18 protein-coding genes are annotated in these 24,865 nt (G+C 44.8%); 15 read left to right on the top strand and 3 right to left on the bottom strand.

The features are described from left to right. Positions 1–34: 34 nt before the first annotated feature. From ACSQ8P_RS18850 to ACSQ8P_RS18840, 3 genes are all read left to right on the top strand, one after another. The gene (locus ACSQ8P_RS18850; RefSeq protein WP_436236574.1) at positions 35–1,345 is read left to right on the top strand and encodes a peptidase; all 1,311 of its coding nucleotides are present in this window, start codon (positions 35–37) and stop codon (positions 1,343–1,345) included. Positions 1,346–1,507: 162 nt separating this feature from the next. Next, entirely contained in the window at positions 1,508–1,804 is a 297-nt protein-coding gene (locus ACSQ8P_RS18845) for a transposase (protein WP_436233768.1), read from the top strand. Further along, the gene (locus tag ACSQ8P_RS18840) at positions 1,801–2,676 is read left to right on the top strand and encodes an IS3 family transposase (protein ID WP_436239439.1); all 876 of its coding nucleotides are present in this window, start codon (positions 1,801–1,803) and stop codon (positions 2,674–2,676) included. The genes ACSQ8P_RS18845 and ACSQ8P_RS18840 overlap by 4 nt, the downstream gene beginning before the upstream one ends. A gap of 246 nt (positions 2,677–2,922) precedes the next feature. Here the strand turns inward: ACSQ8P_RS18840 and ablA are convergent, their stop codons facing one another. Both ablA and ACSQ8P_RS18830 read right to left on the bottom strand, forming a co-directional pair. Next, the gene (gene ablA / locus ACSQ8P_RS18835; RefSeq protein WP_436236573.1) at positions 2,923–4,317 is read right to left on the bottom strand and encodes a lysine 2,3-aminomutase; all 1,395 of its coding nucleotides are present in this window, start codon (positions 4,315–4,317) and stop codon (positions 2,923–2,925) included. A 123-nt stretch (positions 4,318–4,440) separates the two neighbouring features. After that, positions 4,441–5,880, bottom strand: a complete 1,440-nt coding sequence (locus tag ACSQ8P_RS18830; protein WP_436236572.1) for a sigma-54 interaction domain-containing protein — start codon at positions 5,878–5,880, stop codon at positions 4,441–4,443. 175 nt (positions 5,881–6,055) lie between these two features. On the opposite strand from ACSQ8P_RS18830, the gene icmF reads away from it, so the two are divergent. The 4 genes from icmF to ACSQ8P_RS18810 all read left to right on the top strand — a co-directional run bounded on the left by icmF (position 6,056) and on the right by ACSQ8P_RS18810 (position 12,937). Further along, positions 6,056–9,340, top strand: a complete 3,285-nt coding sequence (gene icmF / locus ACSQ8P_RS18825; RefSeq protein ID WP_436236571.1) for a fused isobutyryl-CoA mutase/GTPase IcmF — start codon at positions 6,056–6,058, stop codon at positions 9,338–9,340. A gap of 91 nt (positions 9,341–9,431) precedes the next feature. After that, entirely contained in the window at positions 9,432–10,199 is a 768-nt protein-coding gene (locus tag ACSQ8P_RS18820; protein ID WP_436236570.1) for a sugar phosphate isomerase/epimerase family protein, read from the top strand. A 198-nt stretch (positions 10,200–10,397) separates the two neighbouring features. Further along, complete coding sequence (locus ACSQ8P_RS18815; RefSeq protein WP_436236569.1) at positions 10,398–11,300, top strand: polysaccharide deacetylase family protein; 903 nt, start codon at positions 10,398–10,400, stop codon at positions 11,298–11,300. Between the two features lie 323 nt (positions 11,301–11,623). Beyond that, positions 11,624–12,937: a sensor histidine kinase gene (locus ACSQ8P_RS18810; protein WP_436236568.1), complete on the top strand. Its 1,314-nt coding sequence runs from the start codon at positions 11,624–11,626 to the stop codon at positions 12,935–12,937. 67 nt (positions 12,938–13,004) lie between these two features. Here ACSQ8P_RS18810 and ACSQ8P_RS18805 read toward each other — a convergent pair whose 3' ends face one another. Further along, entirely contained in the window at positions 13,005–14,054 is a 1,050-nt protein-coding gene (locus tag ACSQ8P_RS18805; protein WP_436236567.1) for a rod shape-determining protein, read from the bottom strand. 395 nt (positions 14,055–14,449) lie between these two features. Here ACSQ8P_RS18805 and ACSQ8P_RS18800 point away from each other — a divergent pair, with 395 nt between their 5' ends. The 8 genes from ACSQ8P_RS18800 to ACSQ8P_RS18765 all read left to right on the top strand — a co-directional run bounded on the left by ACSQ8P_RS18800 (position 14,450) and on the right by ACSQ8P_RS18765 (position 24,862). Further along, positions 14,450–15,244: a Nif3-like dinuclear metal center hexameric protein gene (locus ACSQ8P_RS18800; RefSeq protein WP_436236566.1), complete on the top strand. Its 795-nt coding sequence runs from the start codon at positions 14,450–14,452 to the stop codon at positions 15,242–15,244. A 163-nt stretch (positions 15,245–15,407) separates the two neighbouring features. Continuing rightward, on the top strand, positions 15,408–15,923 hold the full coding sequence (locus ACSQ8P_RS18795) for a GrpB family protein (protein WP_436236565.1): 516 nt from the start codon (positions 15,408–15,410) through the stop codon (positions 15,921–15,923). A 44-nt stretch (positions 15,924–15,967) separates the two neighbouring features. Continuing rightward, positions 15,968–16,951, top strand: coding sequence for a glycoside hydrolase family 43 protein (locus ACSQ8P_RS18790; RefSeq protein WP_436236564.1), 984 nt, complete (start codon positions 15,968–15,970; stop codon positions 16,949–16,951). Positions 16,952–17,043: 92 nt separating this feature from the next. Further along, entirely contained in the window at positions 17,044–18,003 is a 960-nt protein-coding gene (locus tag ACSQ8P_RS18785; RefSeq protein WP_436236563.1) for a D-2-hydroxyacid dehydrogenase family protein, read from the top strand. A gap of 174 nt (positions 18,004–18,177) precedes the next feature. Further along, entirely contained in the window at positions 18,178–19,614 is a 1,437-nt protein-coding gene (locus tag ACSQ8P_RS18780) for an SWIM zinc finger family protein (protein ID WP_436236562.1), read from the top strand. 24 nt (positions 19,615–19,638) lie between these two features. After that, entirely contained in the window at positions 19,639–21,471 is a 1,833-nt protein-coding gene (locus tag ACSQ8P_RS18775) for a HEAT repeat domain-containing protein (RefSeq protein ID WP_436236561.1), read from the top strand. Further along, positions 21,447–22,538, top strand: coding sequence for an ATP-binding protein (locus ACSQ8P_RS18770; RefSeq protein ID WP_436239555.1), 1,092 nt, complete (start codon positions 21,447–21,449; stop codon positions 22,536–22,538). Before ACSQ8P_RS18775 ends, ACSQ8P_RS18770 begins: the two co-directional genes overlap by 25 nt. Continuing rightward, positions 22,496–24,862, top strand: a complete 2,367-nt coding sequence (locus ACSQ8P_RS18765) for a DUF5682 family protein (protein WP_436236560.1) — start codon at positions 22,496–22,498, stop codon at positions 24,860–24,862. Before ACSQ8P_RS18770 ends, ACSQ8P_RS18765 begins: the two co-directional genes overlap by 43 nt. The last annotated feature ends 3 nt before the right edge of the window (positions 24,863–24,865 follow it).

Below are 24,865 nucleotides of genomic sequence, written 5' to 3'. Positions count from 1 at the left end.
TGAGTCAGACAAAGGCTTGAAGGAGGGAATTCCTTTGCCTAATAAGCGTGTAGAGTTGCAAAAGCAAATTCATGAATGGATAAGTCTTCATCGTGAGGAAGGCACAGATTTTCTTCAGAAACTAGTAAGAATACCCAGTACGCAAGGGAATGAGCAGAAAGCTCAATTCCTCATCGCCGACAAATTGCTGGAGCTAGCGCTTGACGTTGATCTATGGGAACCGGATGGCGAGGCGCTGGCGTCACATAAGTATTTTTGTTCCCCTAGAAACCAGTTTATAGGGAGTCCGAACGTTGTTGGTGTTTTGAAAGGTATTGGAGGAGGGCGTTCTCTTTTACTAAATGGTCACATGGATGTCGTGCCAGAAGGAAATCGAGCGCAATGGCATGACGATCCATTTAGTGGTCATGTGGTGGACGGAAAGTTGTATGGTCGCGGGGCAACGGATATGAAAGGCGGGAATGTCTCTCTGCTTATGGCGATCGAGGCTGTTCAGAGTCTCGGAATAAAGTTGAAAGGCGATATTATTTTCGAAAGTGTCATTGAAGAAGAAAGCGGAGGAGCGGGGACCTTAGCTGCCATTGTAAAAGGTTATAAGGCCGATGCGGCGCTCATTCCGGAGCCTACCAATATGCGTATTTTCCCCAAGCAGCAGGGCTCTATGTGGTTCCGTATAGAGGTAAAAGGGCGTTCGGCTCATGGTGGAACGAGGTATGAGGGCGTTAGTGCAATTGAGAAAAGTATGATTGTGATTCAACACATTCGGGAACTCGAGGAAGAAAGAAATGCACGGATCACAGATCCGTTGTATGCGAATAACCCGATCCCGATCCCGATTAATATCGGCGTGATACAGGGAGGCAATTGGCCATCGTCCGTTGCCGATACCGTTAAGCTGGAGGGGCGAATGGGCGTCGCACCGGAGGAAACGCTTGATGTCGCAAAAGAGGAAATGCGTCAATGGATGGTGAGGCTGAGTGAGAAAGACCCTTGGTTCGAAGCCCATCCACCAAGTGTGGAATGGTTCGGCGCGCAATGGGTACCAGGCAGCGTCGATCCCGAACATGCTTTGATGCAGGTGCTCATGCAGCAATTCCGTGCGGTTAAACAGGAAGAACCCGTGATTGAAGCCTCACCATGGGGGACGGACGGCGGATTGCTCACCCAGATTGGTGAGACGCCTTGTGTCGTATTCGGCCCAGGCATCACACAGGTTGCGCATTATCCGAATGAGCACATCGTGCTGGAACATGTGTTCGAAGCTGCGGAGATTATCGCATTGACCATCCTTCAGTGGTGTGGATGGGAGGGAATGGAAGCAAATATACACAAAAAGCACCTATGAAGGGTGCTTTTTTGTATATATTGGCGTTTTCACTTGCTCCCAGCAGGTGTACCTCGCGCACTTTGACACAATAACTGGAAAACTGCACTTAGAATAAAAAGTGGACGTCTCTTAGTGTAGAAGTAATAATAAGCTTAACAATTAACTAAGAGGTGTCTCTCCATGAGCGAATCAAGACAACGATATAATGAAACTTTTAAACGTGAAGCTGTAAAGTATGTGCAAGAGCAGACTAAATCCTTAGAGCATATCGCGGACGAGTTGAATGTTAATCCTGGTACTCTTCGAAATTGGCTGGGGAAATACCGTGAGTTTGATCATGAGCCTGTGAACAAAGTGGAAAACCTCCGCGAGCAGTCTCAACTCATTGATGATCAGAAACGGGAAATCGAAGATCTCAAGGAAGAGATCGCAATTCTAAAAAAGGCCATGCACATCTTCAGCAAAGAAAGGAACTGAGATTTCAGTTTATTGAAGATCACCGCTCTGAGTTTCGATTGGAGAAGATGTGCAACGTTTTAAAAGTGTCCAAGAGCGGATATTACAAATGGAAAACAGCTGACGTCTCTGAGCAGTGCAAGCGTAAAGAGGAACTAACAGATCGTATTAAATACTATTTTCAACTGAAGCATGAAATCTATGGCAGCCCACGTATACACAAAGAACTTCTAAAGGAAGGCTTGTGCGTATCGGAACGGACGGTCGGCCTTATTATGCGTGAACAAGGGTTACGCTCCTGCATGGCACGTAAATTCAGAGTGCAAACAACGGATTCTAACCACGACCAGCCGATTGCGCCCAATCTCCTTCAGCAAGATTTTGCTGCAACGAAGCCAAATGAAAAATGGGTAGCAGATATTACTTACATTCCATGCCGTCAAGGAAAGCTCTACCTTGCAAGCATATTAGATCTTTACACAAAGCAAATTGTTGGATGGAAACTGTGTGACCGAATGACAACGGATCTCGTCTTAGATGCACTTAAGAAGGCTTATAGCGTGAAGAAGCCTAGAGAAGACCTGATTCACCATTCCGACCGAGGTTCTCAATATGCGTCCAAAGAGTACCGCAAACAGCTCGAAAACTACGGGATAACACCAAGTATGAGTCGAAAAGGAAACTGTTATGACAATGCCTGTATTGAGGCATTTCATAGCATTTTGAAGCGTGAATTCATCTATAGCAACCCAAAATTCAAGACCAAACAAGAAGCTCAGCAGAAGCTGTATCGGTATCTTGAGTTCTTTTACAACAGGACAAGGTCGAATAGCACAATTGGTTACATGTCACCTGAGCAATTTGAGCAGCTATACTACCAGCAGGTCGCATAACTTAGTGACGTCCACTTTCTTGACAGAAGAGCAAACCTACAGCTAATCTCAACTCGATCCCGTTTAATTTGAATTTAGCTGAAAAATCTCCAGTTATTTCAGTCAATTTGAGGCATTCTGGGGAAATATCGCTGAATTACCTGCAGGAAATCCAGTTATCTGCCTCACGAGGGCCATTTCAGCCAAATTAACTACAGGAAATCCAGCTATTCAATCGGGAGTTCTGTTGAGCAGCAGGAAATCCAACTACTCAACTGGCAACTCTGTTGCACTCACTTTCTTCTCTTTCTGCTGAGCCTTCATCAATTTATCCTTCATTTCATCGCGCATAGGTCGACGATCCTTCAGTGACAAGTGATCGGGTGTTTCCTGATACGTCTTCCTTCTACCAATTCGGCGCAAATTTTCTGGCACTAAGTTAAATTTTTCATCTTTCATGAGCGCAATAATGCCGGTGCTTTCCGGCTGTTTTTGGACGCCGTATATTTCGTTGAAATATTCGTCTGCACGGCCTGGTATATAGTTTTTCGGCTCGGGGTAACCCACGATAACACCTTCGTAATTGCGCAGAATTACTTTATCCTGGCTTTGTGAGATGAGATAGTTCGGTTGAAGTGCAATTTTCCCGCCACCGCCGGGTGCATCAACAACGAAGGTGGGCACCGCATACCCTGAAGTGTGGCCACGAAGGGATTCAATAATTTCAAGCCCCTTGGAAACGGGTGCACGGAAATGACCGATGCCCTCGGATAAATCACATTGATAAATGTAGTAGGGACGCACACGTATTTTCACCAGATCATGCATAAGCTTCTTCATAATATAGGTGCTGTCGTTGATGCCAGCGAGAATCACGGATTGATTGCCAAGCGGAACACCAGCGTTCGCAAGCATTTCACAGGACTTTTTCGCTTCTTCCGTAATTTCCAAAGGATGATTAAAGTGCGTATTCAACCAAACTGGATGATATTTTTTGATCATATTGCACAAATGCTCTGTAATTCGCTGTGGGAAAACAACAGGCGCTCTAGTGCCGATCCTTATGATTTCAACATGGGGGATTGCCCGCAAATTTTTCAAAATATACTCCAAAATATTGTCATTAATTAATAAGCCATCCCCACCAGACAGCAGAACGTCCCGTACTTCCGGCGTGTTTCGAATATAAGCAATCGCATCATCCAGCTGCTTTTTCGGAACGCCCATACCTACCTGACCAGAGAAACGGCGGCGCGTGCAGTATCTGCAATACATGGAACACTGATTCGTTACCAAGAACAACACCCTATCAGGGTATCGATGTGTTAGTCCGGGTGTAGGGGAATCTTCATCTTCGAAAAGGGGATCCTCAAGATCGTATTTGGTTTTCAATAATTCGGCAGATATCGGAACGGATTGCATACGAATCGGGCATCGCGGGTCATCGGGATTCATCAAGGAGGCATAGTAAGGCGTAATATTTAAAGGAATCGTTTGCGTTGATATACGAACGCCTTCCTCTTCCTCAGGAGTTAAATTCACGACCTTCTTTAGATCATCTAACGTACGAATGGTATGTGTCAGCTGCCATAGCCAATCATTCCATTGCTCATCTGTCACATGTTTCCATAGCTCAACTTGCTTCCAGTCACGTCGTTCCATCATTGCACCTCCAGCATGAATGTCTTCTCACGATTAGTAAGATGCAAGAAGGATGCCAACATTTCACTTTTCAACATGAGAAAGAAAAAGACCCCTCTCGGAGTCATGCTGATCCTATGATTTTCAAGGTTTTCTAACGATGCCGTAGCGGTTCAGCTTATACTGTAAGGCTTGGCGCTTGATCCCAAGCGCTTGTGCGGTGAGCGTGATGTTATATTGATGCAAAGCCAACGCATCTGTGATCGTTTCTTTTTCCATTTGTTTCACTTTATCGGTTAATCTACTGGTTGAATAATCTTCAATATCGTCCCTCCAAGGACTGGATCGAAGCGCTGTTGTTATTGTATTTCCCAGGAGATAAGCGGGCAGATGATGATCTTCGATCCGTTCGCACTCCAGCTCCATCATATTGTAGGTGGATTCGATGGCATGGCTTAATTCGCGAATATTGCCAGGCCAATGGTAATTCACTAAGGTTGCCAAAGCGGATGGAGAAATTCCGTTGATTTTCATGCCGAATAAGTGGTTAAATTTTTCAATAAAATGGGAAGTGAGAAGGGGAATATCGTCTTTTCTTTGCGCTAGAGGTGGCAGGTGCAAATTCACCACATTAAGCCGGTAATACAGATCGTTTCTAAGCAAGCCTTTGCCTAATGCTTCCTTCGGATCGATATTCATGGCGGTAATGATACGAACGTCGACTTGCTGTTCATGGGTTCCTCCGACTCGGCGTACGATGCCGTCTTGAAGAACGCGCAATAATTTGGCCTGCAGAAATAAATCCAAGCTATTTAATTCATCTAGAAAAAGTGATCCCCCGTTGGCTTGCTCGAATAAGCCAGCGCGATCAATTGCGCCAGTAAACGCGCCTCTAGCGGTTCCGAACATAATCCCTTCCATCAGCTCGTTGGGGACTGCCGCACAATTCTGAGCAATGAACAGTCGGTTCCGACGGGCTCCCGCATTATGAATGCTTTGGGCGAACAATTCCTTCCCAGTGCCTGTTGGACCTGATATCAGAACAGGCGAGCTCGTGCGCGATGCCTTCTTGGCGAAGGCGATAGTTTGCAAGAAGGATTCACTTTTGCCAATTAAATCACTGAAATGGTAACGGGCAGCGCCCGCATTCTTTTTATCCTTGGACGGGGATTCATAGATTTGATGCCTGAGATCCAGAATTTGATCATGTAGATGAACGATACTCGTGATGTCCTTGGCTACTTCTAAGGCACCGATAATTTCGCCATTTTCCAAGAGTGGGTACGTACTATTAATTGTTGTTATTCTTTTCCCCGTAACATTCACGTACGTTTGAATTTTTTCGCGGATTTCAATCCCTGTTTGCAGCACTTTCATGAAGGTGCTCGTTTCATTCGTTAGCGAAGGGAAGAGGTCGAAGAAATTTTTCCCTACAACTTGTTCCCTTTTAAAACCATCCGTCTCCGCCATCTTCTCATTATAAAAAATAGTAATTCCCTTGTTATCAATCAGGTGAACACCGACATCAATGATCGTCAACATCTGCTCAAAATATTTAGATCCATGATCGTTCTGCTCGGACATTAGGTTCACCCGCCTCACGAAGAATGGTTCAGTGGTTCAATTAAAAGCTTATGATTGTAGGCCTGCAAAAATGACACGGACATGATTTGCAGCTCATCTGCATAGAAATCGAGTGAAACGCGATAACAACGCTTGGATGCTTCTACGACGACAATGATAAAAAGGTGGGTTTCCTGTGAACACACAAGTCTATCGGCCCAAGAATCCAGTACGATTTGTTACGGCGGCAGCATTGTTTGATGGACATGATGCGACTATTCATATTATACGAAGAATTTTACAGGCATCGGGGGTTGAAGTGATTCATTTAGGTCATAACCGATCCGCTCATGAAGTTGTCCATGCCGCTATCCAAGAAGATGTGCAAGGCATTGCAATAAGCACTTATCAAGGGGGACATATTGAGTATTTGACCTACATGTACGATCTTCTCCAGCAAAAAGGTGCCGGGCACATTAAAATATTCGCAGGTGGTGGTGGTGTCATCGTTCCTTCCGAGATCCATCATTTGCACCAATATGGCATTGCCAAAATCTTTTCGCCTGATGATGGGCGAGAACTTGGTCTACAAGGCATGATCAATCACATGATTCGAGAAGTTGACTACCTTACGCCAAGGAAGCTTCCGAATGACATAGATGACCTACACATTTCGAAAGAAAACCATTGGAATGTGATTGCAAGCAGCATAACTGCAGCCGAAGAAGTCGCTGGAAGCGGCCGATTTGTGCAATTGGTACCTATTTTAGCAAATGAACAAGCTCCTTTAACTCAAGCACCTGTACTTGGCATCACGGGGACAGGAGGAGCTGGAAAGAGTACGTTAACGGATGAGCTGGTCAGACGCTATCTCGCCCAATACCCCGACAAAAGCATCGCAATCATTTCAATCGATCCTTCCAAAATGAAAACAGGCGGTGCACTCCTCGGTGACCGTATCCGTATGAATGCTGTCAACAGCCCAAGAGTTTATATGCGCAGCTTAGCAACTCGAGAGGCGAAGTCTGAACTAAGCGTTGCGACCAAGGAAGCCATACAAGTGCTCCAAGCTGCTGGCTATCATATGGTGATTGTTGAAACAAGTGGAATTGGACAAGGTGATTCTGCCATTGTGGATCTCTGTGATGTGGCGATGTATGTGATGACTAGTGAATTTGGCGCAGCGACTCAGCTGGAGAAAATAGACATGATCGATTACGCAGATATCGTTGTCATCAATAAGTTCGATCGACGTGGCTCAGAAGATGCATTGCGTGATGTGCGTAAACAATATCAAAGAAGTCATGGCTTATTTGATACACCTGCCCAGGAAATGCCGGTATTTGGTACGATCGCCAGTCAATTTAACGACATTGGAACGGATGTTCTGTTTAAAGAGGTAATGAAGCTCGTTGCGGGCAAAACAGGCGGAGATTGGTCTATTGATGAGAAAGAGAATTTGCAGCCTGTTACCACTAAGAATGTGATCATTCCACCAAACCGTACCGGTTATCTCGGGGGAATTGTGCGAACGATCCGACAGTATAAGCAATTTACAGCTGAGCAAGTCAAGTTAGCGCGTAAGCTATTTCAACTAAGAGGAACCAAGGAGATAATGCTTTCCGATCATCAGGGTCTGCTGAACTCGGCCGAAGAAAGGGATGCGTTGATAGGCAAAATAGATGGTATGATCGCACATTATCATGCGAATCTTCATCCAACATGTCTCAAGCTGCTTGAGGAATGGCCACAGATTCGTGAAGCTTACACACAAGATGAATTAGTTACTCGCATTCGTGATCGTGAGATGAGATCTACCCTGTTTACTGAATCGCTGTCTGGGAGTAAAATTCCCAAGATCAGTTTGCCAAGGTATGAGGATGAAGGGGAAATCCTTCAATGGCTGCTGAAAGAAAATTTGCCAGGCTACTTTCCTTACACAGCTGGTGTGTTTCCTTTTAAACGAACGAATGAAGAACCTAAGCGCCAATTTGCCGGAGAAGGAACACCTGAGCGCACCAACCGACGATTCAACTATTTATGTCAAAATGAGGAAGCGAAGCGATTGTCGACTGCTTTTGACAGCGTTACTTTGTACGGCCATGATCCCGACTATCGACCTGATATTTATGGAAAAATAGGGAACAGCGGTGTGAATGTCTGTACAATAGCAGATATGAATAAGCTGTATGCAGGATTCGATTTGTGCCATCCTTCAACAAGCGTTTCCATGACCATTAATGGACCTGCGCCTATGATTTTGGCCATGTTCATGAACACGGCAATTCAGCAGCAAGTAGAGAAATTTGTTCAGAACCAAGGCCGTCAACCTACAGATGAAGAATATGCACAAATCAAAGCTTGGACGCTTCAAAGCGTTCGTGGTACGGTGCAAGCGGATATTTTGAAAGAGGATCAGGGACAGAACACTTGCATTTTCTCAACTGAATTTGCGTTGAAAATGATGGGTGACATGCAGCAATATTTCATTGATCATAAGGTGCGAAACTACTATTCCGTCAGTATTAGCGGTTATCATATTGCAGAAGCGGGAGCTAACCCAATCACGCAGTTGGCTTTTACATTAGCAAATGGATTCACGTTTCTTGAATATTATTTGAGCCGCGGCATGCATATCGACGATTTTGCGCCGAATCTATCTTATTTTTTCAGTAATGGACTCGATCCTGAATATACCGTCATGGGTAGAGTTGCGCGCCGCATCTGGTCAACGGTCATTCGAAATCAATATGGCGGGAATGAGCGAAGTCAGAAGTTAAAGTACCATATTCAAACGTCAGGCCGATCATTACATGCCCAGGAGATGGACTTCAATGATATTCGTACCAGCCTGCAGGCACTCATGGCGATCTACGATAATTGCAATTCCTTGCACACGAACGCCTATGATGAAGCAGTTACGACACCGACGGAGAATTCCGTGCGCAGGGCGATGGCAATTCAATTGATCATCAATAAAGAATTTGGCTTGACGAAGAACGAGAATCCATTGCAAGGTGCTTTTATTGTGGATGATTTAACGGATCTTGTGGAAGAAGCCGTGTTAGCTGAATTCGAGCGAATTCATGAGCGTGGCGGTGTATTAGGGGCAATGGAAACGCAATATCAACGCGGCAAGATCCAAGAAGAATCCCTTTTCTATGAGCGTAAAAAGCATGCCGGAGAGCTGCCGATTATCGGTGTGAATACGTTTATTAAGCCGAGTGATCATCATCCTGTAGCTGAAATCGAGCTGGCACGATCGACAGTGGAGGAGAAAGAAACTCAAATTGCTCAGCTTCAAGCCTTTCATGAACAGCACAAGCTGGTATGTCCTGCGGCACTTGAACGATTAAAGCAGACAGCCCGCGATAACGGGAACCTTTTTGAAGAACTCATGGAGACGGTTAAAGTCGCATCGCTGGGGCAAATCACAACGGCCTTATATGAAGTAGGCGGACAGTATCGCAGAAATATGTAAAATTGAAAAAAGTTAATAGAATCATATAGCTCATCCGACCATTCCATGATATATATATGTAGAGCCAAATATGTTGAATGGAGTGAGATGGATGAGAATCGCAACGCAATTGTATACAGTTCGTAACTTTCTGCAAACCCCTCAGGACATTAGCGACAGCTTGAAAAAAGTGAAGCAAATGGGGTACCAATCTGTGCAAGCATCAGGTGTTGGTCCTATCGGTATTCATGAATTTAAAGCGCTTACGGATCAAGAAGGTTTGAGCATTTGTGCTACGCATATCGGGTATAATGATTTGTTAAACGATATGGATTCCGTCATTGAGAAACATTTGGCGTGGGATTGCAAGTATGTCGGATTAGGTGGACTTCCGCCGGAATTCCGAGAAACTAGTCAAGGCTATGCAGCTTTTGCCAAGCAAGCCTCCGATTTTGGCAGACAATTGAAAAGCGCTGGTTTACAGTTCATCTATCATAACCATGACTTCGAATTTGCTAAATATGATGGAAAAACAGGCATGGAGATATTATTTGACGAGTCAGATCCCGAAACCGTAGATTTTGAGTTGGACGTTTATTGGGTGCAGGCTGGCGGAGCCGATCCCATCGAGTGGATTCGCAAGGTGGACGGACGTATGAAAGTCGTCCATTTCAAGGATATGATCGTTACCCCTGATCGGAAACAACGTTTCTCCGAAATCGGTGAAGGGAATATGAATTTCAAAGGCATAATTCAAGCCTGCGAGGAAATCGGCGTGGAGTGGGCCGCTGTCGAGCAAGACGACTGTTATGGACGTAATCCGTTCGAAAGCTTGGAAATAAGCTTCACTAATCTGGCTAAATTAGGGATGAAGGGATAGATTTGCTTGAATGACAAAAGGGCTAGGCGGCATGTGTAATGTGCGCTTGGCTCTTTTTTTTACCTCCAAAAGCCCGTGCCGCGCACCGCTAAGTCGAAAAAATCGACAAACTCAGGAAAGCCTCTAAACGTTCTATCTATTATCCTCGTGAGTATATTGTAGGGATAGTTCAGAAGCCGTTTGGGAGGTTGATTTCAATTGCCTGTATACTTCTTACTTATGTTTCTTCTCACAGGGGGTTGGACACAGACAGGACAACAACAAGGAAATCCTGTAGACTCGCTTTGTTCGACTTCAAGAGCAAGCGCAGCCACAACATTTAACACAGATGCCAAATCCATTCATTACAAGAATAAAGCATTGTTCCTAACCTATCATCATCTAGATGATCAGGAGTCTTTCATCACAATTACTCCCACCAAATTTAAGCAGCACCTGCAAGCTTTAAAAGATAAGCACTATAATGTCGTCTCCGTCGAGGACTACGCCTGTTTCCATGCACATCGGACAACATTACCACCGAACGCGGTGGTGATCACTTTTGATGATGGCTACCGATCTTTTTATGAAAAAGCGTATCCTTTACTGAAGCAGATGGGCTATCCAGCGACGAATTTCCTTATCTTGAGCGATGTAGACTCCGATAATCCATCCTTGCCATTTTTGACCTGGAGTCAAATCCTTGAAATGAGACGCGATGGCTATAGCTTTTACTCACATACATATGATCTGCATCAGAAAAAACGGGATGAATCTGGGAACCTAGTTCCTCCTCTGACGAATCGAATCTTTTTGCCTAATGAGAAAAGAATGGAAACGGATGAAGAGAGGAATCAGCGAGTGAGAGAAGATTTGTTGTTAGGAGAGGTGTTTCTGAAGACTAAGCTTCATAATCAGTTCTCATTCCTTTGTTTCCCATTAGGGGAATACAATCAGTCGGTTGTTGAGGAAGCGAAACAGCTTGGATTTTCTTTGTTTTTTACTACGAGGGAAGACATTAACACAGGTAACAGTGAGGAAATTTCACGCATAAGTGCAGGAATGCCCTATGTATCTTCCGATATTTTACTTAAAAAGATGCAGATGTACGATCAGAAATAGTCAAATTGGAATTGTGCTTTATCCGGCTATCCATTTACCATAAATATGTGTAATTACTCCTATTCCACGAAGAGTGAGAGATATGCTATAATTCACGGTGTCATAATATCTGGCTTACAACCTCGCATGGTTGTAGGTCTTTTTTGCAGGAATGTACAAAATATCGCAATAACAACTTATGCGTATGCGGAAATAATCAACCAATTGTGATATTGAAAGTAGGTTCATTTATGAATTTTATTCTAATGGCTGCTATGTCATTGGTACCTCTATTTTTAGGTATGTCCTGTAAGATGCTGTTTAAAACCAAACTAACCAATGCCATGTTATTATTCATGTTATTCATGAGTTTATGGCAATTAGATGTCAGTGTGTTATATAGCAACGACGTATTGAAAACGGATTCGATCTTATTTCTGTTTCAACTCTTGCGAATTGGTTCGATCATGCTTCCTCCAGCTTTTTTATATGTTGGCTATATCACACTTAAATATCTAACAAAAGAAGAAGCGAAATGGATGAATCTGATCATTAATAAGTATACGCTTACTCTTTATGGTCTATGGTCTATCTTTATCTATCTCATTAATTGGACAGAGTATGGTGTATTAGGTTTAAAGTCGATTGAAGGGATCGGGAATCAAATTACCGTCTTGTATCCCATCTACGGTGAATGGGGCAGTTTATTTGTAAACCATATCAAACTATTAATTGTAAGCATTCTATTAACGTTAATCGCAAGTCGAAAAGTAACGGATAAATATGTGAGGAATTTCCTAACTTTATTTAGCCTTACTTTCCTTTTAACCTATATGATCGGTGTATTAAATTTACAGGCAGGAACCTTCATTTATTCTAGTCAAATTGCGGTCATGATGTTTTCTATCATTATTTTCTTTATTTTTGTTCATATGAGTACAAGAATGATAAGAGACACCTCTCAAATATTAAAAAGAAAAGAAAAAGAAGAACAAATTGAAATATCGACTTCTGGACTCATTCACGAAATTAATAATCCGCTTACAGTTGTGAAAGGATATTCCGACCTCTTATCACGAAATGAGCAGTTGGATGGCAGCGCCAAAGGGATGATTAATCATATTGGGATTGCTGGTGACCATATGAACAGCATTCTTACAAACTATAATCATTTTATCAAAAGTGGCAAAATTCAAACGGAGGAAGCTAACATTGTGGATGTTCTTAAAGAATCCATTGCTTTAACTTCCATCCAAACGAAAGAAAAGAATGTATACATCGAATTCAACCAGTCTAAAAATATCATCGTTTCGATAGATAGAGATAAAGTAAGACAAGTCTTCATCAATTTAATCAATAATAGTATCGATGCCATGGACAAGTCAGTTCGCAAAATCCTCAAGATTGACTACTATACGAAGAACAATGAGATCCATATCCTGCTAACTGATACAGGCTCTGGTATTCATGAAGATGAATGGGACCACATTTTCACGCCATTCCATACAACCAAAAAAACAGGTATGGGGTTAGGCTTGTCCATTTCGCAACGCATAATCAACTCACATGGCGGTTATATTGAAATCGTAAATAGTAGTAAAGAAGGTACGGAACTGAAAGTGATTATGCCACTCTGGTCCGGAATAAACATAGATTGAAATTCATCGTATGTTATGACCAAAAAGCTTAGTCTGCGGGACATCGCCTCGTAGACTAAGCTTTTTATCATTGACTAACAGCCATTTGTTCATCAGTCGAGTCTTCCGGCATGAGAGGTCTGCTCTTCGTTCTATAAGCACCTAGCATTAATCCTGTTCCTAGGGCTGTGCATTCAAGTGGATGTTCCGCGATATGTACCGCAACCCCAGTCTCAGCACGGATACGTTCATCGATTCCTTCCAGCAACGCGCCGCCCCCACAAAGCAATATGCCTTGTTCCATGACATCGCCTGCAAGCTCTGGTGGACAAAGCTCTAACGTAGCCCTGATCGCCTCAATCAATGCATCCAAGAATTCATTAACCACGGTGTATATTTCACTTGAGACCAATCGGATAGATCGAGGTAAACCATGAACCAAATCACGTCCACGGATCTCGATCGAGCGTTCATCCGCTGAAAGGATGGCCGTTCCGATTTGCATTTTAATATGTTCAGCGGTTCGTTCACCGATTTCCATATTATATTGACGTTTCACATAATCCATAATATCACGATCGATTGAGAGGCCACCTCGGTTAATCGTATGACTTGCGACAATACCACCAAGGGACAATACGGCTACTTGACAAGTACCTCCACCAATATCGAGAACTAAGTGACCAATGGGTTCGTCGAGCATAAGTCCAGCTCCAAGCGCCGCTGCTATAGGCTCCTCGATGGCAATCGCTTTTTTGGCTCCACGATGAACAATGGTTTCTTCAATCGCTCGTTTTTGCACGTTCGTAATGCCACACGGCACCGTAATGTAAATTTGTGAACTACGAAGAAAAGAGGGTCTTCCTTGGATTTTTTTTATAAAATAGTTCAGCATCGTGCTGGTCTTGTCAAAATTTGCAATGACACCATGTATTAAAGGATACGTGATATCCACATGCGCGGGGGCTCGTCCAATCATCGCTTGCGCTTCTGATCCTGCGGCTAATAATTCACCTGTATGTTGATCAAATGCGACGACGGAGGGTTCATTTAGCACAATTCCTTTACCCTTTTCGAAAATTACTGTGTTAGAAGTACCTAAATCAATCCCAAATAACTTATCGAACTGTTTGAACATTACTCGTTTCCTCCTTTGAATTGTAAATCAGGCATGGTGGGGAGGTGGCATTCACGTCTGTATAGTATTCTTGTTCATTTGCAGTTTTAAGGGGGCGGTAGACAAAGGAAATATTTATGAGACCACGAATACTTAAAATAATCCCATTATAAGGAAATTATTTACTGGAACCAGCTGGAAATCTAGAGGATAAAAGGAGCGTCGAATACATTTGATTCGTGAAGCGGAAAGAACAGATCGTGACCAACTATTCGGACTCTATAGAATGCTAGTTCCGACCAAAGGTTGGATACTTGATGCAGCCAATTGTTGGATTATGTTATGATGGATTAGTTGCTTGGATAGGCTGATTGGTTAATAAACAGTAAGTACATGAATGATAAGAGGGACTAACTATGCGTGTAAACATACAAACCGTTATCGAAGCGTTGATATCCCCGGTCGGAAGGCTTGAGAATACCGTCGATACCCTGAAGTTCGGCAATCCTGACACTGAGGTGACCGGTATTGTGATCGCTTTCATGCCGACACAATTTATCATTGAACAAGCTATTGGGCGGGGAGCCAATCTAATTATTGCTCACGAAGGACCCTTTTTTTCGCACCATGATAATACGGCCACACTAAAAGACGACCCTGTCTATGAGGAAAAGCGACGACTATTGGAAACATCGGGTATCGCGTTATTCCGATTCCATGATTACATGCATCGCTATACACCAGATGGTGTCATGGAAGGTTTGATACAGACACTCAATTGGATGCCTTATGTACAGGAGCATCATGCTGCGTACACTATTCTGCAAATTCCATTTGAAACGGTAATCAATATCGCGGAGCATGTGAAGAACCGGCTTGGCATTACCTTCGTAAGAGCACACGGCGATCTTGGGATGGCGTGTTCGAGAATTGCCTTGCTCGCAGGTTATCGTGGTGGAGGTCAGAATGCGCTTCCACTATTTGAAAGAGAGCAATTGGATCTAATTATTTATGGGGAAGGTCCCGAATGGGAAACGCCTGAGTACGTAAGGGATGCTGTCTATCAACGAAGACATAAGGCGTTGATCGTGCTTGGTCATGCGGAGAGCGAAGAGCCTGGTATGGAACTTCTGGCAAATAAACTTACAAGTATGTACCCTGAGATTCCTATTCACTACGTGAAAGAAAGACCGATATTCCAAGTTATATAAGCGGAGTGAAGTCTCCGAAGTCGAATCGCATGTAAGAGCAGGCTGCCGCGGCAGCTTGCTCTTTTTGTAGTTTCAAATGATAGGAAAAATCCCCCAATTCAGGTGCGGAAAATGGTAGTATGAAAGAAAGCTCATCCTGCAAGACAATTGCTCCGGAAGGGGGATGTATTTGGTACAAGAAGTTGTCATCGAATCTTATAATCCTAATTGGCTCCAAAAATTCGAGAATGAAAAAAAGAAGATATCTCAAAATTTACCGATCAATGCCGTAAATATCGAGCATATCGGAAGTACCTCGATCGTAGGGATGCCTTCCAAACCCATCGTAGATATCGCTGTTAGTGTGAATAATCTGGACGAAGCAGACTTATTTATTGAACCATTAAGAACGCTTGGCTATGAATATGTTCCCAAATTGGAATTTCCCAATCGTAGGTTTTTTCGTAAGGGAGAGTCGAAGAAAGGCACACATCATCTTCATGTTTATGAACGAACTAGTGTCGAATGGAGCAATAACCTTCTCTTCAGGAATTATCTTAGAAGCCATCCAGAGAAAGCAGCAGCTTATGCCGAGCTCAAAAAGCATCTTGCTACATTATTTGCTGAAGATAGAACAACCTATACGCAAATGAAAGCACCTTTCATTCAATCCGTAATCGATTTGGCAAAAAAAGAGTAGAGCTACTGTCCGTGTTTGAACATACTTAAAAGGAGTTGATTCATATGCCGGTATACAGTTCAGCTTGTGATGTAAATAATCCGCAAAAAGGACTCCAACTGTCCGACATCCCTGCACATGATCCTTTCGTTTTTGCCGATAGCCTTAATGGTGTTTATTATTTGTACACCGGTGGGTCACCAAGGTTACACGGGATGGAAAGCTACGGAGTCCTCACGTATAAAAGCACGAATTTATCCGAATGGGAAGGCCCCTATATCGTATTCACCGTTCCTCAAGGCGGATGGGCTCATCCACTTCATGGCGCTTGGGCGCCTGAAGTACATACGTATAATGGGCGTTTCTATCTGTTCGTCACCTTACATAATAATGACAGACTGTTAGAAGGGGAACCGATTCAGGGGTTTTCCAAGCATTGGAGAGGGTCTGTTATAGCCGTTAGTGATTCACTGGAAGGACCGTTTCAATTGTTGAATGAAGAATCTCATGTTCTTCCAGAAACGATGATGACACTCGATGGAACTTTATATGTGGACGAAGTGGGTCTACCGTGGATGGTTTACTGTCATGAGTGGATTCAGACAATTGATGGAACAATCGAAGCTGTGCGTTTAAAGGAAGATTTATCCGAAGCGGTTGGTGAACCGATTCATTTATTCAACGGGTCGGAAGCACTTTGGGAAAACGAAGAAGCACTCCCCGAAGGAGACATTCGTGTTTATGTAACAGACGGATGCCAATTGTACCGAACTTCAGGTGGTCATCTGATGATGCTTTGGTCCAGTTATCAGACAGGCAGTTATGTGCAGACAATCGCGCGATCAACTACCGGTCATTTGGAAGGTCCATGGGAACAACTTCCCCCTCTTGTGAAAGAAGACAGTGGTCACGGGATGATGTTCCAGACATTCGAAGGAACCTGGTTGTTAATCCTTCATCAGCCTTTTCAAATGCCGAAATCGAGATGTAAGGTGTTCGAAATGGAAGACACAGGAGATAGCTTCAAAGTGGTTCGCCAAAGAGATTAAATCATTGCTTTTATAGCCCTTTATGTCTATTCTAGAACATATTAAATTACCACAGGTTAAGTAACTATGACAACTACGAAGGAGATATCGTTATGATGAAACTACGCTGTGCAATACTTGATGACTACCAGCAAGTAGCGCTGACTTCTGCGGATTGGTCGCAGATTTTGGATAAGGTGGAGGTCACTCGAATCGATCGGCATATCGACTCCGTTGATGAGCTGGTCGAACAGATCGCAGACTGCGAAATTGTCGTCATTATGCGTGAAAGGACTCCTTTCCGTGCTGAACTACTTTCGAAGCTCCCTAAGCTGAAGTTGCTCATTACGACTGGCATGCGCAACGCTTCGATAGATATGGCGGCCGCTGCTTCACAAGGAATTATCGTTTGCGGCACGGGAGGGGCTGGCAATGCAACTGCCGAACTCACGTGGGCGCTGTTATTAGGACTTGCTCGTAACATTGTCACGGAACACAATGCGATTCGCAGTGGTCAGTGGCAAAGCACGATTGGCGCGGATTTGTACGGTAAGACACTTGGCGTAATTGGACTCGGCAATCTGGGCACAAAGATAGCGAAATTTGGCCATGCGTTCGGAATGGATGTTATGGCGTGGAGTCAGAATTTAACGAAAGAACGGGCTGACGAGGTAGGTGTGAGACTTGCCTCTTCGAAAGAGGAACTAATGGCGAACAGTGATTTTGTGTCTATTCATCTTGTATTAAGTGATCGAACAAGAGGATTGATTCGTGCTGAAGATCTTAAGCGAATGCGGCCTTCAGCTTATCTGATCAATACGTCACGAGCTCCGATCGTGGATCAAGCTGCACTTGCCGAAGCCTTACAGGGCGGGTGGATCGCAGGCGCGGCGGTAGATGTATTCGAAGTGGAACCTTTGCCTAAGGATGATATTTATCGGTCACTTCCGAATCTACTTACGACACCACATATCGGCTATGTAGGTAAAGCGAATTATGAAGCATTTTATAAACAAGTGGTTGAGGATATTGAAGCTTATTTCTCGGGAACGCCCATTCGAAGATTGAATTAATTAACCACATTAACTATAGGTTTAGTGGTGAGGACAAAAGCAAGAGACAATGAAACCTGAGACTATGTCTCAGGTTTTTCACATACATTCATTAAGGAAAGATTTACCCATCTAAAAGGAAATTCAGGGATTGTGTGGAAATTGGTTGTATAACCCAGTTATGAGGAGTACAAGATGAATCATTTAACGGAAGCCTACGTGGACAGTTTGGCACTCAATAGCAGTGCGATCAAGAATGGCAAGGATTTGGTGAAGAAAAACAGCTTTCCGCTGCTTTGTCAGTCAGAGGATGGGACGATCATTTTTGGAGAGTGCAAGGGAAGCGGCAAGGACCCCTATCAATGTTCAGTCGATGTCATTAAAGAAGGCAATCCTGTATTCCGGTGCACATGTCCAAGCCGTCAATTCCCTTGCAAGCACAATCTCGGATTAATGTATGCATTCACCTCAGGCAAGACATTTATCATTGCCCCCATTCCTCAAGACATTGCTGACAAGAGAGAAAAAGCTGAAAAACGGGAAGAGAAACAGAAGGAAGCTGCCACCACGGATGCTCCTGTTCCTAAACGTAAAACGAACAAGTCAACGCTATTAAAAAAAATAACGGCTCAACTGGAGGGCATCAGCATTGCTGAGAAATTGATCCTTCAACTGGTTACTTCTGGACTTGGCAGCTTGGATAAAAAAGCGCTTCAAACTGCTGATGAGCAGGCGAAACAGTTAGGTAACTACTTCATTCCAGGCATCCAATCCGCACTCAGAGAATTCACACAGCAGTTCAGAAGCGATCTAGAACGTGAAAAAGTATATGCTGTTGGCATGGAACAACTTACCACAATGCATGCTCTGATTAAGAAAAGTAAAGAGTACCTCAACGGTAGATTGGACAATCCGGATCTGACTATCGATGGGGAAACAACCTTAGAAGAATGGATCGGGCATGCCTGGCAAATCGCTGAACTTCGAGAACTTTCCCGCGTACGCAACGATATTGAGCTGCTGCAGCTATCGTTCCGATCGTACACGAACCCTGCAAGAGGTGAGCTCATCGATGAGGGATATTGGGCAGATCTCCAAAGTGGCCAAATCCACATAACACGAACGTACAGACCTTTCCGCGCAGCCAAATATATTCGGGAAGAAGATTCTGTCTTTCAGGTTGCACGAGCGAAGGAACTTGCGATATACCCTGGTGAGCTGAACACAAGGGTGCGTTTCGAAGAAGCAGCGTACCGCGAGGCGCGAACGCATGATTATATGAATGTCCAACAAGCCGCTTCGAAATCATATACAGACGTCATTAAACAGGTGAAAAATCTCATCAAAAACCCGCTTTCTGACAAGCATCCGGTTGTACTTCTCCAATACGCAGAAATAAAGAAGACGGAATCTTACTTTGTATTAATAGATGAACAAGGCAAGCAATTACCACTGGCAGACATTCCGTATCTTAATGCGCCAACAACCTCGTTGTTGACAATGTTAACGAAACCTCATCTCGAGAATCAGTCAATGCTTGTCATGTTTGAACACAACTGGACGCATAACCGGCTTGAGGCACAGCCACTAAGTATTATTTCAGCAAATGAAGTTATTCGCCTGCTGTATTGATGAATAGAATTAGGAGACGATTTCATGAGTATAGACATTTTGTTTGAGCTGCAGCATGAGGTGCGGCGTTTGTTTATCGCAGGGAGCGGGATGGCGGCAGGCGATTTGCGTTTGCAGAAAATACTTCCGCAATTGATCAAGTTGGGCGAATCAGCGCCGGTGTTCAAGCGCATGGCACAGTCAGTTGATCAAGTATTAGCAGCGGAAACAAGCAACTCAGCCGAGAAGTTGTTGGAATTGGGTATACTGCTGAACTCGGTCCTGTACACACAAGGGAAGACGGAGTCCAAAGATGAGCTCACCCCTGTATTAGGAGTTGATGCTGCAAGTACGCCTCCCACTTCGCTTCCCTATCGCAAGCTCTATCCACTGATTGAAGCGTTGACGCAAAAGGGCCAAGGACGATTGGAGCAGCTGCGTCTTGGACATGAAGAATCGTTGTATCATGATTTACGCGTCATACCAGCAGCTGTTTCTGCGTTGGATGACAGCTATGCTGAAATCCCTGATTTTCTTCAAAATAAGGTCATACCAGCACTAGGAGTAGCGGTACTTCCTGGTCTGAAACAGCAATTCAAGTTGGATGGTGGAAAAGGGGACGCCAGACGTTTGGAGCTCCTTCATCGTTTGCAACCAGACGTAGAACTGCTTCTGCAAGCTGCGAAGGATGGATCGACAGAAGTCCGCTCTACGGCCATAGAGCTTCTGAGTGACTATCCAGAGAAAGAAGATTTCATTTTAGAGCAAGCAGATGACAAGAAAAAGGAGATCCGTAAATCCGCATTGTTCGCCTTGTCACGTCTTGGAACGGAAGAAGCCATTGCCCGCTTATATAAAGCGCTCAATTCCAAGGATCAGGATATCGCTATTGAGCCGATACAATTGTGCAATGCGAACGAGTTGACTCGCAGCATTATTGAACATGCCACAACGATGATTAACCACATTAACCTTCGTACGAAAGTCGCCGAATCTACGCAACAATTGATGGCAGATATTCGCAGTTTGCATGGGAAAAGAGTGCCTGAGGTCGCTAGCTTATTAGAGCTTATGCTGTCTTCGCCCGGCTTTATCATTCCAGAAACGGAAGCTCTACAGGAGGTTGCTGCGAATTTATTGCTTGAATTGGATCTGCCGGAGGCGAATCATTTCGCAGTATCGTTGCACGAAGCCTACAACCGCAAATTCATTGCGTACAGCTTCCAAGCTGCACTGCGAATACTTCCTCCGGCGGATGTTTATGAGCGTTATTGCCATGAGCTCAAGGACAAAAAATCAACAGCAGCTAAGGATTTACTTCGTGTTCTGTATGAGGTGACACCATCGCTGCATGCACAATTGTATGCAAGTGACTCTGATGTTTCTTTCGATCTTTCGCAATGGGATCCTAGATGGATTCATATCTTCATACAATTAGATGAGGAAGAGCTTGTATGCAGATTTGCTAAAGAGTCCGATCCGAAAGTGACAGTTTATCTCATCAAGAAATGTGAAGAACGACCTAACTTTACGCAAACGAACACAGCACATTCTTTGTTGATCTTATTCCGTCAGAACGATCCAGCAGCACCTAAACTTCTCATGGACATTCTGGAGAAAGGCGGAAATAAGCAGTTCTATTACTTGGATCGTATCCAACTGACGCTGCTTACTCTGCTGCCTAAACCTTATGCGGAAAGACTGCGACAGTTCGCAGAAGGATTATCCTATCATGGCATGAAAAGTCAATTACAGGACATTGCTGATGCTATTGCGGCTAAGCCAGAGTTAGAGCCAGAAACGGAACCTGGAGCGAGTTCAAATTATGGAGAGAAGGGACAGGGATTATGGGGATGGATCACAAGCAAGATGTCGTAAGATTACCCTCCGAAAGATTGTATGTTGAAGAACTTGAGGCATTGAAGACTTGGGATCAGGATGCCAAGCCTGCTGGCTGGCAGCTATCACCGAAAGCAGTACTTACTTTTTTGACAGGCGGACAAATTAAAGGGATTAACATTACGCCCAAATATATCGGTAATAAAAGATTAGTTGAAATGGCCATCGCCACACTACTAACAGATCGGGCCCTTATGTTAATCGGGGAGCCAGGTACGGCGAAGTCGTGGCTTTCGGAAAATTTGACTGCTGCTATTACAGGGGATTCCGGCAAAGTCATCCAAGGAACGGCAGGTACGAGCGAAGAACATATCCGCTATTCTTGGAACTATGCGATGCTGCTTGCACAAGGACCTTCTGATCAGGCGATTATTAAAAGTCCCATATTCCGCGCAATGGAATCTGGCCAGATCGCTCGATTCGAAGAGATTTCTCGTTGCGCGTCGGAGGTACAGGACGCCCTGATCTCGATTCTATCGGAGAAAACCATTTCGATCCCAGAGTTAGGCAGAGAACTATTTGCCTCCAGAGGTTTCTCGATCATCGCAACGGCAAACACGCGAGACCGTGGCGTGAATGAGATGTCAGCGGCATTGAAGCGCCGATTTAACATCATTGTGCTTCCGTCACCATCAGAGATTGAGACGGAAGTAGAGATTGTTCGCAAGCGGGTCAGCGAAATCTCAGCCAGCTATGAACTGAAAGCGACACTTCCCGACGAAGAGGCGGTGCGGAAGGTTGTAACGATTTTCCGCGAGCTGAGAAGTGGAATGACGCTTGACGGCAAAGAGAAGGTGAAAGGGCCGAGTGGGGTCATCTCGACAGCAGAAGCGATTTCACTGCTGACTGGCAGTATGGCTCTTGCGGGAAGCTTTGGCAGCGGACGCATCAGTGAGGAAGACATCGCAGCAGGGTTACAGGGTGCAATTGTCAAGGACGAAGAGAAGGATCGACTCGTCTGGAAAGAATATCTTGAAAATGTGATGAAAAAGCGGGGATCGACATGGAGAAATCTGTACTTCGCGTGCTCGGAGATGAACAATTAGACACAAGATCAGGGTTTCATGTATTCGGTATACGACATCTATCGCCTGCAGGCGCGCATCACCTCCTAACTTTTTTAGAAGAAATAAAACCTACGATTGTGCTCGTTGAAGGACCCAGCGATGCAAACCATTTGATCCGGGAGCTGACATCGAGTGGTGTTGTTCCACCGATTGCCATCTTAGCCTACACGGATGGGCTGCCAGTAAGGACACTGCTGTATCCTTATGCCAATTATTCGCCAGAATATCAGGCATTTATGTGGGCTAGCCATAACCATGCGCAAGCTGCATTTATTGATTTGCCGTCTGTGCATGCGTTAGCACTCTATGAACAGCGGCAGCACAAGCGATTTACAACTGAATCACATTCGCAAGAAGCAGAAGACTTTCAATTGTATGCTTCGGAACAGAGCACTTTGTACCAACGGATCGCTGAGCTGTCCGATGAGCCGGACTACGAGGCGTATTGGGAGCGGCATTTTGAACATAATTTGAATAAAGATGCTTATCGGCAAAGTATTGGTCAGTTTTCGGTGCAAATGCGCGAACTTACTTCAAAGCAGGAGATGCAGCTTGCCCCACAGGAAGCTGCTTATAATGAAATCCGGGAAGCGTATATGAGACGCAAAATTCAAGATGCGATAGCTGACGGTCATTCCCCAGATAAAATTGTGGTCGTCACTGGCGCACATCACGCTTCAGCAATGAATTTGCAAGCCCCTGCTATGACAGATGAAGAGCTGAAGGGCCTGCCCAAAACAACAACAAAGCTGACACTGATGCCTTACTCGTACTATAAGCTATCTTCGCATTCCGGTTATGGTGCTGGGAATCAGGCTCCTGCGTATTACGAGCTGTTTTGGCAGTGTCTGCAAAGCGGCGATCTTCGCAGGCTTCCTGCGCACTATTTCTCACAAGTAGCAGCTCATTTAAGAGAGCATGGCACTTATCGGTCTACAGCTTCGCTGATCGAGGCAGTAAGGCTTGCGGAGGCGCTTGCCTCCATGCACGACGGAAACTTGCCGACATGGAAGGACTTGCGCGATGCGGCGATTGTATGCCTCGGCTTTGGCGAGCTTTCTACGATTTCGGAGGCATTGGCTAGAACTGATGTTGGTACAGCCATTGGTCGTTTACCCGAAGGCGTCAGCCAAACGCCAATTCAAGACGATTTGAATAGAGAGCTTAAGAGACTTAAGCTTGAAAAGTATAAAACAGCGGTAGCGACGACGCTTGAGCTGGACTTGCGGGAAAACCGTAGAGTGAAGTCCGAGGAAGCCGCGTTTCTGGACTTAAAGCGTTCTGTACTCTTGCAGCGACTTGAGCTGCTTGGTATTCAGTTTGCCAGGAAGGAGCGAGTCCACCAAGCTTCCGCCTCATGGGCGGAGAATTGGGTGCTTCGTTGGACGCCAGAGTCCGAGATTCAGGCGGTGGAGTCCACCTTGAAAGGGGAGACGATCGAGCTGGCTGCGGCCTTCGTGTTGAAGGAGAAGCTTGAGGCGTGCGCAGATATCGCGGAAGCTTCACACTTGATCCGTATCACTTGCGACTGCGACTTGACGGAGCTCATGGAACAAGCCAAAACCGCGCTACAAGGGCTAGCCGTTGACGCTGGCAACTTTGAACAGATAGCTGCCGCAGCTTATGAACTATCGGTTCTGATCCGATATGGATCTATTCGCCGCATTGAAACGGAAACACTAGTTCCGCTGCTCCAGCAGCTGTTCCTTCGGGGGACGCTGTTGCTTGTAGATGCTTCTGGTTGCAACGACGATGCCGCTCAAGGCATGGTGCGAGGTATTCAGTCGCTCCATACTGTTGCCCAAGAACATTATAACCAAGTTGATGACGGATTATGGTTTAACAAACTCCAGGATTTGGCTTCACGCGATGATCGGAATGCTAAGCTTTCAGGTTTTGCTTTCGCGATTGTGCTAGAACGAAATGAGATACCGGATGAACAGGTTGCACGAGAGGTTTCGCGCCGACTGTCTCCTGGGATTCCCGTCGACCTAGGTGCAGGCTGGTTCGAAGGAATGTCCATGCGAAACCGATATGCCCTATTGTCGAGGGTGACGCTGTGGCAACAACTCGATGCGTATATCGGTTCGCTGGAGAAAGACGCATTCCATCGTTCGCTCGTCTTTCTACGCCGAGCCTTTAGCTCGTTCGAGCCCAGGGAGAAGGCGGCAGTGGCTGAGATGCTAGGTGATATTTGGGGTGTTGACGCAGATATGGCCGGAGCTGCCTTACAGCAGCCTTTAAGCGAGGAAGAGAAGGGGAAGCTAGATGAGCTCAATGAATTTGATTTTGGGGATTTGTAGCCT

It is taken from the genome of Paenibacillus sp. LjRoot153, assembly GCF_964253085.1.
Taxonomy (GTDB): Bacteria; Bacillota; Bacilli; order Paenibacillales; family NBRC-103111; genus Paenibacillus_E.
The sequence above is the reverse complement of the archived record's forward strand: the minus strand, read 5'-3'. Positions and strand labels throughout refer to the sequence as shown.

Bases quoted from the DNA above. Each gene is read 5' to 3' on its own strand.
- ablA (WP_436236573.1), bottom strand. From the start codon at position 4,317: ATGGAACGACGTGACTGGAAGCAAGTTGAGCTATGGAAACATGTGACA.
- ACSQ8P_RS18820 (WP_436236570.1), top strand. From the start codon at position 9,432: ATGAGAATCGCAACGCAATTGTATACAGTTCGTAACTTTCTGCAAACC.
- ACSQ8P_RS18830 (WP_436236572.1), bottom strand. From the start codon at position 5,880: ATGTCCGAGCAGAACGATCATGGATCTAAATATTTTGAGCAGATGTTG.
- ACSQ8P_RS18775 (WP_436236561.1), top strand. From the start codon at position 19,639: ATGAGTATAGACATTTTGTTTGAGCTGCAGCATGAGGTGCGGCGTTTG.
- ACSQ8P_RS18770 (WP_436239555.1), top strand. From the start codon at position 21,447: ATGGATCACAAGCAAGATGTCGTAAGATTACCCTCCGAAAGATTGTAT.
- ACSQ8P_RS18765 (WP_436236560.1), top strand. From the start codon at position 22,496: ATGGAGAAATCTGTACTTCGCGTGCTCGGAGATGAACAATTAGACACA.
- ACSQ8P_RS18845 (WP_436233768.1), top strand. From the start codon at position 1,508: ATGAGCGAATCAAGACAACGATATAATGAAACTTTTAAACGTGAAGCT.
- ACSQ8P_RS18795 (WP_436236565.1), top strand. From the start codon at position 15,408: ATGTATTTGGTACAAGAAGTTGTCATCGAATCTTATAATCCTAATTGG.
- ACSQ8P_RS18785 (WP_436236563.1), top strand. From the start codon at position 17,044: ATGATGAAACTACGCTGTGCAATACTTGATGACTACCAGCAAGTAGCG.
- ACSQ8P_RS18805 (WP_436236567.1), bottom strand. From the start codon at position 14,054: ATGTTCAAACAGTTCGATAAGTTATTTGGGATTGATTTAGGTACTTCT.
- ACSQ8P_RS18780 (WP_436236562.1), top strand. From the start codon at position 18,178: ATGAATCATTTAACGGAAGCCTACGTGGACAGTTTGGCACTCAATAGC.
- ACSQ8P_RS18790 (WP_436236564.1), top strand. From the start codon at position 15,968: ATGCCGGTATACAGTTCAGCTTGTGATGTAAATAATCCGCAAAAAGGA.
- ACSQ8P_RS18810 (WP_436236568.1), top strand. From the start codon at position 11,624: ATGTTATTATTCATGTTATTCATGAGTTTATGGCAATTAGATGTCAGT.
- ACSQ8P_RS18800 (WP_436236566.1), top strand. From the start codon at position 14,450: ATGCGTGTAAACATACAAACCGTTATCGAAGCGTTGATATCCCCGGTC.